Source organism: Tenacibaculum jejuense, assembly GCF_900198195.1.
GTDB lineage: Bacteria > Bacteroidota > Bacteroidia > Flavobacteriales > Flavobacteriaceae > Polaribacter > Polaribacter jejuensis.
Genome location: NZ_LT899436.1, coordinates 1,801,625 through 1,815,103, shown reverse-complemented (window position 1 = coordinate 1,815,103; position 13,479 = coordinate 1,801,625). Strand labels below are relative to the sequence as shown.

At 28.8% G+C, this 13,479-nt stretch carries 11 protein-coding genes; 9 read left to right on the top strand and 2 right to left on the bottom strand.

The genetic code is table 11. The annotated features are described in order from the left end of the window. Positions 1–335: 335 nt before the first annotated feature. From AQ1685_RS08115 to AQ1685_RS08075, 9 genes are all read left to right on the top strand, one after another. On the top strand, positions 336–1,019 hold the full coding sequence (locus tag AQ1685_RS08115; protein WP_095071073.1) for a hypothetical protein: 684 nt from the start codon (positions 336–338) through the stop codon (positions 1,017–1,019). A gap of 100 nt (positions 1,020–1,119) precedes the next feature. Further along, positions 1,120–3,777: a TonB-dependent receptor gene (locus AQ1685_RS08110; protein WP_231970265.1), complete on the top strand. Its 2,658-nt coding sequence runs from the start codon at positions 1,120–1,122 to the stop codon at positions 3,775–3,777. Between the two features lie 5 nt (positions 3,778–3,782). Next, positions 3,783–4,997 carry a DUF4249 domain-containing protein gene (locus tag AQ1685_RS08105; protein WP_095071069.1) on the top strand — a complete coding sequence of 405 codons (1,215 nt, stop codon included), beginning with the start codon at positions 3,783–3,785 and terminating at the stop codon, positions 4,995–4,997. Between the two features lie 12 nt (positions 4,998–5,009). Continuing rightward, on the top strand, positions 5,010–6,659 hold the full coding sequence (locus tag AQ1685_RS08100) for a hypothetical protein (RefSeq protein WP_095071067.1): 1,650 nt from the start codon (positions 5,010–5,012) through the stop codon (positions 6,657–6,659). Positions 6,660–6,694: 35 nt separating this feature from the next. Then, positions 6,695–7,282, top strand: a complete 588-nt coding sequence (locus AQ1685_RS08095) for an acyl carrier protein phosphodiesterase (protein WP_173862349.1) — start codon at positions 6,695–6,697, stop codon at positions 7,280–7,282. Positions 7,283–7,319: 37 nt separating this feature from the next. After that, positions 7,320–8,999, top strand: coding sequence for a gamma-glutamyltransferase (gene ggt, locus AQ1685_RS08090; protein WP_095075026.1), 1,680 nt, complete (start codon positions 7,320–7,322; stop codon positions 8,997–8,999). A 55-nt stretch (positions 9,000–9,054) separates the two neighbouring features. Beyond that, positions 9,055–9,384, top strand: a complete 330-nt coding sequence (locus tag AQ1685_RS08085) for a YbjQ family protein (RefSeq protein WP_095071065.1) — start codon at positions 9,055–9,057, stop codon at positions 9,382–9,384. Positions 9,385–9,560: 176 nt separating this feature from the next. Further along, positions 9,561–10,124, top strand: coding sequence for a TVP38/TMEM64 family protein (locus AQ1685_RS08080; RefSeq protein ID WP_095071063.1), 564 nt, complete (start codon positions 9,561–9,563; stop codon positions 10,122–10,124). 66 nt (positions 10,125–10,190) lie between these two features. Next, positions 10,191–10,610 carry a VOC family protein gene (locus tag AQ1685_RS08075; RefSeq protein ID WP_095071061.1) on the top strand — a complete coding sequence of 140 codons (420 nt, stop codon included), beginning with the start codon at positions 10,191–10,193 and terminating at the stop codon, positions 10,608–10,610. A gap of 3 nt (positions 10,611–10,613) precedes the next feature. On the opposite strand, the gene AQ1685_RS08070 is transcribed toward AQ1685_RS08075, so the two are convergent. Both AQ1685_RS08070 and AQ1685_RS08065 read right to left on the bottom strand, forming a co-directional pair. After that, positions 10,614–11,084, bottom strand: a complete 471-nt coding sequence (locus tag AQ1685_RS08070; protein ID WP_095071058.1) for a hypothetical protein — start codon at positions 11,082–11,084, stop codon at positions 10,614–10,616. Then, positions 11,060–13,321 carry an IPT/TIG domain-containing protein gene (locus tag AQ1685_RS08065; RefSeq protein WP_095071056.1) on the bottom strand — a complete coding sequence of 754 codons (2,262 nt, stop codon included), beginning with the start codon at positions 13,319–13,321 and terminating at the stop codon, positions 11,060–11,062. Before AQ1685_RS08065 ends, AQ1685_RS08070 begins: the two co-directional genes overlap by 25 nt. Positions 13,322–13,479 lie beyond the last annotated feature (158 nt).

Below are 13,479 nucleotides of genomic sequence, written 5' to 3'. Positions count from 1 at the left end.
AGTTCGATTCCTCAAATCTAGTACAAACGAATATTTAATTCGAGAGATTTTTGGGTAATTGAACCCAGGTTGTTTTTAACATAATCCTTCTCTAGAAAGATTTCGTATCTACATCTAAAACTTATATTAATACTCTTTTAAAATCTTCTTAAAAAGCTATCTCAAAAGATAAGTAACTCGTGAACAACCCTTAAGAAAAAAACAAATTTTAATTCTTCAAAACTAAGTTTACTAACGAATGAATTAAAATGTTAAAAAAATATTTTCAGTTATTTTTTTACCTAAATTTATTGCGACTAAGTCTATTTAAAGAAAAATTAACCAAATAAATAACTATGAAAAGAATCCCCTTTTTTCTTTTTGTTTTTTTATTATGCTATACAGTAAAATCTCAAAATTTAGATCATTCTTTATATAAGAAATTTGATCAAATAATTGGAGTGAAAAACACTCCTTTGAGCTATGGCGCTATTTACTTAGAAAAGTATCGTGTACTAAATAAAACTAACCATAACTTTCTTCTAGATAATGGTTTTCAAAAAGGAAATATCAAGTATAGAAATCAAAACTTTTATGATGTAGATCTTAAATATGATATTGTTGATGATTTTATTGTTGTTAGAATCAAAGATCAAAATCAAATCATTTCAATTATTCCTGAAAAAAGCTTGATCCAAAATTTTGAACTTCACCAACTAAACTTTAAAAATGCAGGAAATTTGGGCTTTTTAGAAGAGATGGTAAATACAGACAATTATTCACTGTATAAAAAACATCAAAAAGATGTGATTGAGAACAAAGAAAAGAACTACTTACGACATCAGTTTAAAAAGAGAAGTGATCAATATTTTCTTTTTTATCAAAATGAATATTACGAAATAAACTCAAAAAAAGATTTTATTAGAATCTTTCCTAATCAAAAAAAAGCTATCAATCATTTTTACAAAAACCATGTATTCTATTTAAAGAATGATTTCAAAAGCTTTGTAGTTAAACTCATGAACCAACTTCAATATTAATGTTATAATGATAACATCTACTATACAAAAAATAATATTGGTCGTGTCCTTATTTTTAATATTACCAATATTTGCTCAAGAAAAAGAAAAAAAGATCTCAATGGAGATTAAAAATCTTAACAAAAAACAAATCATAAAACTCATAGAAGAAAATAGTGAATATCAATTCTTCTTTTTAGAAGATTGGCTAGATGATTCTTTACTATCTAAGTCTTTTATAAACGCTTCTATTGAAGATATTTTAAAGAATATTTTTGAAAGTAGTGATTTAAATTATTTCATTTTAGAAGACAATAAAATAGTTTTAACTAAAGGAAATTTAATTAAAAAAGGTGTTTATAGTAGTACTAACTTACTCACTAAAAGTGAAAATGATACTCCCATTATAATAGATACAGAAACAAACAATGAAATTAATTTTTTAAGGATAGGAAAAGAAGAGAAGAAAAAGAAAGCTTTTTACACTATTACCGGATTTGTAAAAAATGATAAAGATGGATCGCCAATCGAAGGAGTAACAATAATTAATAAGAACACAAATAATTATACGACCACAAATAGTAAAGGTTTTTATCGTATAAGACTTCCTTTCGGAAAAAACAAACTCGAAACTTTATTTGTAGGATTTGAATCTACTCATCAAAATATTATTTTATACAATAATGGTGATCTCAATTTCACTATAAATGAGAAATCTGAACAATTGGAGGAAGTATTTATTAGTGCCAATAAAAATAACAACATCAGAAAAACGATGTCTGGTATTAGCCAAATTAAAGCTCAAGAAATAAAGAAAATCCCATTAGTTTTAGGTGAAAGAGATATTTTAAAAGTTGCGACTACACTACCAGCTATAAAAACTACAGGAGAAGGTTCTGAAGGAGTAAATGTTCGAGGAGGAAAAGTAGATCAAAATTTATTTTTATTAGATGATGGTGTTATTTACAATCCGACTCATTTTCTAGGCTTATTTTCTGCTGTAAATCCATTTACTACAAACGATTTAAAAGTATACACAGGAAATATTCCTGCGGAATATGGAGGAAGGCTATCTTCTGTTTTTGATATTAGGACTAAAGATTCTAGCACGAAAAAATTCTCTGGTGAAGCTTCTATAGGCCCAGTTACAGGTAATTTAAATGTTGAAATTCCTATAGTAAAAGATAAGTCTGGTTTAAATCTTGGTGTACGAAGCACGTATTCTGACTGGGTTTTAAATTTAGTCGATAACAAAGAAATTAAAAACAGTAGTGTTTCATTCTTAGATGTTATTGCAAAATACGCTCATTCCTTTAACGAAAAAAATAACTTAAAAGTTACAGCATATCACAGCCAAGATGAGTATCAAATTGCATCAGATACAATTAATCAATACAAAAACACAATGTTTTCTTTAAATTGGGAACATAAGTTCAATGATAAAAATAAAGGGAATTTAATTCTATCGAACAGTCAATATGCTTTTGATATCAACTATGAAACTTTAAACACCAATGCTGGCTATGACCTGAACTATAATATCAATGAGACTGATTTAAAATTAAAAATGAAATATAATTTTTCTAAAGCTCATAAATTTGACTACGGTTTAGAGTCTAAATTATATCGAATTAGTCCTGGAACTATTTCTCCTAATGGAGAAAACTCAGTTATAAACCCGCTTACAATTCCTAAAGAAAAAGCTTTAGAAAGTGGAATATTTATTTCAGATGAAATTACTGTAAATCCTAAATTAAATTTCAATGTTGGATTACGTCTTAATCAATTTTTAGCTTTAGGACCTTCTACACAAAGAGAATATCAAGAAAATACTCCAAAAAATACAACAACTTTAGTTGATAGTTTCTCTTTTGATGATAATGAAATTTTTAAAACTTACTATGGATTAAGCTATAGAATCGCTTCTCGTTATGCTTTTGATGATAGTTTTTCTTTAAAAGCCAGTTTTAATAAATCTTTTCAATATATCCACAGATTAAATAATAATACCACTGCTACTCCTGTAGATACTTGGCGACTTTCAAACACCAATATTAAACCTCAAGAAGGATCACAATTAACATTAGGACTTTTCAAAAACATTGGTGATAACAATAATTATGAACTAAGTTTAGAGAGTTATTACAAACGTTATGAAAACTTACTCGATTATAAAGTAGGTGCTACTCTATTACTCAATGAAACTATTGAAACCGAAGTTTTACAAGGAAAAGGAAAATCTTATGGTATCGAATTTCTAGTAAAAAAGAACAAAGGAAAATTGAATGGATGGATGGGCTATAGCTATTCTAGAGCATTAATACAATTAGATAGTCAATTTGATGAGGAACGTGTTAATAATGGTTTATTTTTTCCTACCAACTACGACAAACCTCACGACTTTAATGCAGTTCTTAATTATAAACTTACAGAACGTTATAGTATTTCTACAAACTTTACTTATCAAACTGGTAGACCTATAACCTATCCTGAAGGTAAATTTTTTATAGACAATAAAGAGTTTTTAACGTATAGCAATCGAAATCAGTTTAGAATTCCTGATTATTACAGACTTGACATAGGAATTAATATTGAAGGAAATCATAAAATAAAAAAGTTTGCGCATAGTTTTTGGAATATCTCCATATACAATGTATTAGGTAGAAATAATCCTTACTCTGTATTTTTTCAAACTTCTGAATCTGGTAATATAGAAAGTTATCAAAACTCTATTTTTTCTGTTCCAATTCCAACTATAACTTATAATTTCAAATTCTAAAGATAATGAAACAAAGATTTTTTCTCATATTCATGTGTACTTTTACACTTCTAATGATAGGAAGTTGCATAGAACCAATAGAATTAAATAATGACCAAAGTTTTAAAAGTAATATTGTTGTTAGAGCAATAATTACCAATGAATTTAAAAAACACACGGTAAAAATTTCAAAAACAGTTCCTATAAATGCTACTGAAGCAAATCCAGAAAAAAATGCAACTGTAAATATTATTGATAATAACGGAACCACATATAACTTTGTAGAAACCAGTGATGGTATTTACACTTCTACTATGGAATTTGCTGCAGTAACTGACAAAGAATATACCTTAAAAATAAAAACTGAAAATGGTAACAGTTATACTTCTACTCCTGAAAAATTGCCATTAGTTGCTGAAATCGATGAGATAAAAATTTCTGTAGAAGATAATACTACAGAAAACATTCAAGAAGCTGTAGTAAGAGTAAATAGTAAACAAACTAATGATTCAGGAAAATATTATCGATACGAATTTGACGAAACTTACAAAATACAGGCTTTGTTTTGGGTTAATGAAACTATCTCGATAAGATCAAATACTAGCCCTTATGAATTTGAGTTGGTAAGAAAAGATCCTGATATTTTTGGTGATGGAACTTGTTATGGAAATGAAAAATCTAAAGAGATATTAATAACAGAAACTGCAAGTTTGAACGAAGACCAAGTCTTAGGATTTGCTATTCAAAAAATACCGATTAAGCATTTCAAAATAGGAAGACGTTACTCAATTTTAGTTAAACAATATGTAGTTAATCAAAATACTTATAATTTTTATGAGAATTTGAAAAAATTCTCAGACTCCAATAATATCTTTTTTGAAACTCAAGTAGGTAATATTCCAAATAATATTTCTTCAGAAACCAATCCTGATGATATTACTGTTGGTTTTTTCGAAGTTTCTTCTGTAAGCTCTAAAAGAGTATTTTTCAATCGATCGGAATTTACAAATATTGATTTTGAAGATTACACTAGTCTTTTGGTTTGTGAAGGTACCAGACAACCCAGAGTTGAAGACAGCTCTGGAAACTCACCTCTTTTAAAATCTTTGGAAGGTGGATGGATTTTTCTTAAAGAACCAGCCGACCCTTCTCCTTCTAATCCTTATATATTGATCAGAAAATTTTGTGGGGATTGTAGTCATTTAGGACAACCAACTGTTCCAAGTTTTTGGGTTGAATAACAATTTACAATTATGATTAAGAAATCTATTTTAAACTTCGCTTTTTTTTTAATTCTCAACTTGCACGGACAATCGTCTAAACAAAAAATTGAGAATATCAATTTTCCTATAGAAAAAATACAAATACATAATAGTAATAACTTCTTAATTACTGGTGAAACGCTGTACTACTCAATAAATTGTTTAAACAATCTTAATTTACCAAGTCCTTATAGTACAATTGCTTATGTAGAGATTATAGATAAGAATAATACGAGTATTTTGAAACAAAAAGTCTCATTAAATGAAGGGCATGGATATGGTGACATTTTTATAAACTCTAAAATAAAATCTGGTACTTATAAAATAGTAGGATACACACAATTAATGAAAAATCATAAAGCTTTTTATGAACAAGAACTGTATGTTATAAATCCATTTACTAGTAAAATAAAAGTTAAAAACACAAGCACTTACCTTCCTGATTACAAAAGCACAAATAAAAAAGCATTTAGTAATTTAAAGAGTGATTATAAGAGAAGAGAAAAAGTTAAAATAAACCTTGAAAACACTGTTATTGACAACATTGAAAAACTTTCTGTTTCTATTAGAAAAACAAATGATTTTAACTTACCTAATCGTAAAGGAGAATTCAAATCCAACGGTAAAAATCAAACGTTTTATTTACCAGAGTTAAGGGGAAGTTTAATTCATGGAAAACTAACCTCAACAACCAATAAGAATTTAGCTAATATCAATTTATCTATAGCTACTCAACATAACGATCGACTTCCAATTAATGTAACTACCAATATCAAAGGTGAATTCTTTTTTAACCTTACAAACATAACTGATGATAAAGTATACATTCAAATCGTAAATCAGCCAAAAAATGAATATCAAATTTCAATAATACCTCATAAAGGAATTGAAAAAAAATTCAACGATTTTACAACCATAACAATTGATGATAAAATAGCAACAGCTATTCAAAAACGAAATATTTATGCTCAGATCGAGAATTCGTACGCTGATGTAAAAAAAGATACAATTATCAACATAAAATCAAAAAGTAATCTATTCAGTAAAATAAAAGAAACCTATAATTTAGACGATTACAAAAGGTTTAAAACAACTAAAGAAACCTTTATAGAAATCATTCCTTTAGCGGGTTTCAACTCAAAAAATAACAATTATCAATTTTATGTAATTCCAGATAACGCTTCAAAAATATTTAGACATTTAAATGCTTTAGTTATAGTAGATGGAAGAATTCTTCAAAATCATAATGACTTAATAAATTATGATGCAAGAAAAATAAAATCTATAGCTATAGTTAGAAGTGAATATTATTATGGAAATTCTAGATATAAAGGTGTAATACTGGTTGACACTTTTAAGAATGACTTTTTTAATAATTCAATTGGAGCTTCTGACTCATATACAATAATGCCAACTGAACCCTACAAAAAATACTTCTTTCAAAGCGAAAAGAATAGAATGGATACTAGAATTCCAGATTATAGAACACAATTATACTGGAATCCAAATTTAGATATAACTTCAAAAGCAATTGTTTTTTTTACCTCAGATGTTACAGGAAAATTTGAAATAGAAATTGAAGGATTTACCAAGAAAGGAGTTCCTATTTACATAAAAGATTATTTTACTGTAAATGAATAAAGTCAATTCTTACTATTTTTATTTACATTTACTACATGAATTTTTTGGCTCACCTCTATTTATCTCCTCCAAATAATAACGAAATTATGATTGGTAACTTTATTGCCGATCATGTTAGAGGTAACAAATTCAAGCATTATCCAGAAAATATTCAACGTGGTATCTATTTACATCGTGCTATAGATACATTCACCGATTCTAATGAAATTGTTAGAATAAGTAAACGTCGTTTGCATGAACGTTACGGACATTATGATGGCGTTATTATCGATATATTTTACGATCACTTCTTAGCTAAAAATTGGGATAATTATTCCCAAATTCCTTTAGATATTTATACGAATAGTGTTTACCAATTACTCGTCGATAAAAAAGAAACTTTGCCAGAAAAAACACAAGAATTACTTCCATACATGATTCAGTATAATTGGTTATATAACTACCAATTCATAGATGGAATTCAAGATGTTATGAATGGAATGAACAGACGAACCAAAGGGAAATCTCAAATGAATTTAGCAATTGAAGATCTCGAATTATATTATACAGATCTCGAAAATGATTTTCAAACCTTTATGTTTGAATTAATCAATTTTGTGGCTATAGAAATTGATAAAATTTAATTTATTACAACCAAATTCTACTAAAAACCTCAACCAAATGAAACAAAGTTTTGCCTTACTTTTATGTATCATATTACTATTTAATTGTAAAAAACAACCAGAAATCGGATTAATTACTGAAAAAGCTATGGTTGTTTCTGCAAGAGAAGAAGCTTCTAAAATTGGAGCCGATATTCTTAAAAAAGGTGGTAATGCTTTTGATGCTATGGCTGCTACTGAACTTGCTTTAGCCGTTTCTTTTCCATATGCTGGAAATATTGGTGGTGGCGGATTTATGGTGTATCGAAAAAATAACGGTGAAATTGGTGCTTTAGATTATCGAGAAAAAGCTCCGATAGCTGCTACTCAAAATATGTATTTAGACTCTTTAGGAAATGTAATAAAAGGAAAAAGTACTTTAGGAGCAATGGCTGTTGGTATTCCTGGAACTGTTGCTGGAGTTTTTGCAACTCATGAAAAATTTGGATCACTTCCAATGGAAGAAATTATTCAACCCGTAATTGATTTGGCTAAAAAAGGAGTAATCGTTACCCAAAAACAAGAAAACAGACTAAAAAAACATATACCTGCTTTTAGAAAGGCAAACTCAGAAACTATTTTACTAGATAACAACTGGAAAAAAGGCGACACCATAAAATATATGGCTTTAGCTGAAACATTAACTCGAATTCAACAAAACGGTCGTGATGAATTTTACAAAGGAGAAACCGCAAAAACGCTTGCTAAATTTATGCAAGAAAATGGCGGATTAATTACTGAGGAAGATTTAGCAAAATACGAAGCAAAATGGAGAACTCCGGTTGTATTTAATTACGATGATTTAAAAGTTATTTCAATGGCTCCGCCTTCTAGTGGAGGAATCTGTTTAGCGCAAATTATGAATGCTATCGAACCTTATGATTTAGATAAATACGGACATAATTCTGTTAAATCTATTCAAGTAATTACAGAAGCCGAACGAAGAGCTTATGCTGATAGAAGTTTTTTCTTAGGTGATCCTGATTTTGTAAAAATTCCAAAAGAAACTTTAATTAGTAAGCCTTACAGCACTTCTAGAATGGAGAGCTTCTCTTTTGATAAAGCTACTTCTTCTAGCGATGTTTCTCATGGTGATATCACGTTTTCAGAAAGTAATGAAACTACCCACTACTCTATTGTGGATCAATTCGGAAATGCAGTTTCTGTAACTACAACAATTAATGCAGCTTTTGGTTCTAAATTATATTGTAGTGAATTAGGTTTCTTTTTAAATAATGAAATGGATGATTTTAGCAGCAAACCTGGCGTTCCAAATATGTTTGGTTTAGTTGGTGCTGAAGCAAATAAAATTGAACCAGAAAAAAGAATGTTAAGTTCTATGACACCAACTATAGTTGAGAAAAACGGAAAATTATTCATGGTTGTTGGAACTCCAGGAGGTTCAACAATTATCACTTCAGTTTTACAAACAATTTTAAATGTTCATGAATACAAAATGGGAATGCAAGAAGCCGTTAATCAACCTCGTTTTCATCATCAATGGTTACCAGATGATATAAAAATGGAACCAAATGGTTTTTCTGAAAATATTAGAAATAAACTAAAATCTTTAGGGTATAAATTAGATGAATCTAACGCTCCTGTGATTGGTAAAGTGGATGCTATTTTAGTACTTCCTGATGGGAAATTAGAAGGTGGTGCAGATCATCGCGGTGACGATAAAGCTGTTGGGTTTTAAATGATAAAATGTAACAAAAGATCCTTTTTAACTACTAATATTAAAAACACTAACTATGATTTTAACAACAACCAATTCAATTGAAGGACATAAAATAACGGAATACAAAGGTATTGTAACTGGTATTTCTTACAATTCCTCTTACAATTACAACGGAACTAAAATGTCTTTTAAAGATATGTTTAGCATGAAAAAGTATTACGAAGCTTATGAATTAGGTTTAGATGGTATTAAAGAAGAAGCTTTTCAAAAACTCAAAAGCAATGCTGAAAAACTAAATGCAGATGCCGTTGTAGGAATTAAAATTGATATTGAAACTGTATCAAGTTCTACAGTATTGGTTGTTTCTATTACTGGAACTGCTGTGCGTATTTCTCCTGAATAAGAGCTAAATATTAAATAAATATAAAAAGACGAAAAGCCAATAAATTAATTATTGGCTTTTTTATTATTTCTATATCTTTTTTAGAATAGTAAGTAACATTTCTTTTTAGTAGTCGTCATATGAAGTAAATTATAGAAATAGAATAGTTGTATTACTATTAACTTTTGCTAAAAACTATGTTAAAGACAGGAAAAAAGATATTCTATATACTTTGGGGTGTATTACTCATTTATCTACTATACCGATACATTGAAAATCCACAGATATTCTCTGTAGACTATATCAAGGATTTTATTAGTTCATACAAAGAACATATTATGATAGTCTATATTACGCTATCATGTATAAGAGGTTTCTTTTTAATTCCTAGCACACCTTTTGTAATCGCTGGAGCCTTATTATTTCCAGATCAGTTACTTCTCGTATTAGTTATTTCTATGATAGGAATCATGTCATCTGCTACATCATTATATTATTTTGCTGATATTTTAGGTTTTAGTGACTATTTGGAAAAGAAATATCCTAAAAAAGTCAAAAAATGGGAATCTAAACTTCAAAGTTCTAAGGCTACATATTTAGTCTTAGGATGGTCGTTTTTCCCTTTAGTTCCAACAGATATTATTTGCTATGTTGCTGGAATTATTAAAATGCCTTTTAAATATATGTTCACAGGCGTATTTATTGGGGAATTAGTTTTGGTTACTTTTTATGTGTATTGTGGAGCTATGTTAGGTTTATAGATATAGATATTGATTTAAAAACTGAAGTATAGTATCTTTGAGTCTATTCAATATTAGACACAAAAAATGATACAACCTTTTCACATTGCCATACCTGTTCAAAATTTAGAAAAATGTCGTTCTTATTACAGAGATATTTTACAATGTGAAGAAGGCAGAAGTGCTGAACATTGGGTTGATTTTAATTTCTTTGGACATCAATTGGTAATTCATCAGAAAGAAAACTTTATTCCTACAAAAGCAATGACAAATCCGGTTGACGGTCATGATGTTCCTGTTCCGCATTTTGGTGTTGTGTTATCTTGGAATGACTGGCATAAATTAGCAGATCATTTAAAAAGTGTAGATACAAAATTTGTTATAGAACCTACTATTCGTTTTAAAGGAAAAGTTGGTGAACAAGCAACCATGTTTTTTAAAGATCCTGAAAACAATGCTTTAGAGTTTAAAGCTTTTAAAGACATGAGTCAGCTTTTTGCTAAGTAAATTTTAATCCATTAATATTTGTACTTTATACAAAGCAGATGGTTGAAAGATTGTACTTTTAGTTTTATAAAGTGAAAATATATCTGTGAGTTTTAAATCTTGTATTTCTATACACTTCATATTTTTTATTCCTTGAGGTAAATTATTTTGTTCCAAAGCCATTAGTTTATTTTGTATGAATATCGTTTGTTCAAAAAACTTTAATGACTCATAATAGTCTTCAAAATTTGAAAGTAATGATAGATATAAATTATAGATTTTTTCACTCTTATGCTCTCTCTCAAAGTGTAGTAATGTAATGACTATTTTATTCAAATTCTCAACAGGAATTTCGTCTTTAGCATCAATAATTCTATTAGCAATAACAACATTGCTTCCTACCTGAAACTTTTCTTGAATTTCTCTGTTAAATAAATCAACTATAAAATTTATAGATTTTAATATCATAATTATTGCTTCTTTTTGGTTTTCCAAGGACCTAAACTTAATTTTAACTGAGTAGTTTTTTCAGGATAGGCTCCAGGAAATTCAGACGGAACTTGTGGTTGATTATTTTGATTTCCTCCAATTGGATTTTCATCATATGCGAAACCATAAGCTTTTGCCATTAAAGGTCCTCTACTAGATTTTACAGGATTTTTAGGTAAAGAAAATATATGTTTATCTCCCACTTTGGCTGTGTGCATAAAATAAGAAAACATATTTTGTGGTTGCTTAGCTGGATACCATGCAGTTTCATCTCCCCAATTCGTTGTTGTTCTTCCCGGAGAAGTAACATCTGCAAATTTCACTAAAGCAACTCCCCTATTCAAAGCCGTACTAATTTGATTTTCTAAACCATTTACCACAATTTGATTATTAGCATCTGAATATCTAAACGGTCCATCTGCAAACAAACCTAACCCTGCAAAAACCATGTGCCCAGGTGAGTAATAATAATGAGTTGGTGCTTTTGAAAACTTATATTGAAAGTAATTTGAATAATTAGTACTAGAATTTAAAGTAACCGATGTTATTTTCTTTTTCGTTTTCGATATTGCAGTAATCTTAGTTACTCCATCTGTAGAACCTCCACCAGAATTAACATACATTCCGACTTTTAAACCACAATCTAATGGTAATGGATCTTTAAACGTTAACGTATTATCGTTAATTTTACCTAAGATTGGTAACATCGTTCCACTAGTCACATCCTTGTAAGAAACTACAGAAAAACCAACTGGATTAAATACATGTAATGTCGTTGCATTAGAACTTGTAAATTCTAAAGCAGAATGCGTATTCGTTGTCCCAGGAAATACTTTTGTTACCGGAGTTACTTTATAATTTCTAGCAAAACCCGCAGCTCCATTTTGCCAAATATTCATCTTCATTGTTGTACTAGTAAACATTTGTTGAAGAGCTTTATTAAACTCAGTATCTAAAGCATTTACCGTATCATTTAAATACATTCCAGGATTCAATAATACTGGTAACTCTCCTTTAGGTGTATAAATTAAATCTTTGTATCCTTTAGAAACATCTTTCTTTTTAAGAAAGAGTCGATAAGCTTCAATTACTTGTTCACTACTTATGCCTTCAGTTTGACCAATACGATCTAACTCATTTCCTAATTTATCTTCAGCTAAAATAGAAATCGGGAAGAAAAATCCATCTACAAAAGAAGCATCTATATATAAATTTTGATCCTTTAAAAATGTAGCTTCTACATAATTATATTGCGGAAATGCTTTTTGTGGAGGATTCTTTACTTGATAAACATTAGTACCAGATGCACTATATTTGAAACCTAGATTACCATTTTTTGTCTTGTTAGCATTATCTTGATATACTTTAGTACTATCTTTTACAAAAAAATAGATTCTAGCACCATTTATTTCATTCGTATTCGATAAGGTGATATTCGCTATATCTTTTCCTAATTCGTAAGATTCTATATATCCCGTTTCTTTAGAAAACTTTTTAAAACTACCCAATTTAGTGTTCTTATCAACTGTGAGATATTTTTGTGATGCTGTACTGTAACCTAAAACATAAACTTTATATGAACTACCTAAACCTGTTAGATTTTCTAGAGATAAATTATATGTGTTTTTTATTGATTCATTCTTATATTTAAATTGAAAAGGAACAGGTACATATTTTGCTTGAACATCAACAGATACAGATACATTTCCAGCAACATGCGGAGGATTCATTACTGTAATTATTGAATCATTAACTGAAATAGGCGTATTCCCTGATTTTCCAAATTTCACATAAGTAGCTCCAGTAAAATACTTTCCTTTTATTGTTATTTTTTTTCCTCCTTTAATTGAAGTACTACCCGGACTCATCGTATTTACTTCTGGTAACTTATATTCAAAATCAGTTGGTGAATAAATTTCTTTAGCTCCTTTTTTTAATTCTAAGTACACCGAAAACGTTCCTTTATTTGGTCTAGAAGGAGTTTTAAAGGTGATTGTGTCTCCACTTTTACTATATGAGACACCTAAAACTGCAATACCATTAGGGTTATTTGTGTCTTTAAAAAATATTCCTACTGCTTTACTTTGATCAAATCCAGTTCCTTTTAGAGTAACTAAAGTTCCTCCTGCTATAGAACCTTTAGACGGACTCATGCTGGTAATAGTTTGACCTGAAACTAAAACAATTCCTAATATTAATAACATGTACACATTCACTAAATTTCTGTAATTCAATATTTTCATATTTGTTGTAGTTTAATTTTTTAGATGTTCAATCATATATTAGACATGGCTAAATTAGCTTGATAACTTGTATATAATTTCTACTTTTCCTTAAGCGCAGATAGAATTGGTATAAAAGTCTATTTTTCTGGAATAAAACTTTAATACAAAACATACAC

Excerpts from the sequence above, each read along its gene's own strand:
- AQ1685_RS08115 (WP_095071073.1), top strand. The coding sequence starts at position 336 with ATGAAAAGAATCCCCTTTTTTCTTTTTGTTTTTTTATTATGCTATACA.
- AQ1685_RS08110 (WP_231970265.1), top strand. The coding sequence starts at position 1,120 with ATGGAGATTAAAAATCTTAACAAAAAACAAATCATAAAACTCATAGAA.
- AQ1685_RS08105 (WP_095071069.1), top strand. The coding sequence starts at position 3,783 with ATGAAACAAAGATTTTTTCTCATATTCATGTGTACTTTTACACTTCTA.
- AQ1685_RS08100 (WP_095071067.1), top strand. The coding sequence starts at position 5,010 with ATGATTAAGAAATCTATTTTAAACTTCGCTTTTTTTTTAATTCTCAAC.
- AQ1685_RS08095 (WP_173862349.1), top strand. The coding sequence starts at position 6,695 with ATGAATTTTTTGGCTCACCTCTATTTATCTCCTCCAAATAATAACGAA.
- ggt (WP_095075026.1), top strand. The coding sequence starts at position 7,320 with ATGAAACAAAGTTTTGCCTTACTTTTATGTATCATATTACTATTTAAT.
- AQ1685_RS08085 (WP_095071065.1), top strand. The coding sequence starts at position 9,055 with ATGATTTTAACAACAACCAATTCAATTGAAGGACATAAAATAACGGAA.
- AQ1685_RS08080 (WP_095071063.1), top strand. The coding sequence starts at position 9,561 with ATGTTAAAGACAGGAAAAAAGATATTCTATATACTTTGGGGTGTATTA.
- AQ1685_RS08075 (WP_095071061.1), top strand. The coding sequence starts at position 10,191 with ATGATACAACCTTTTCACATTGCCATACCTGTTCAAAATTTAGAAAAA.
- AQ1685_RS08065 (WP_095071056.1), bottom strand. The coding sequence starts at position 13,321 with ATGAAAATATTGAATTACAGAAATTTAGTGAATGTGTACATGTTATTA.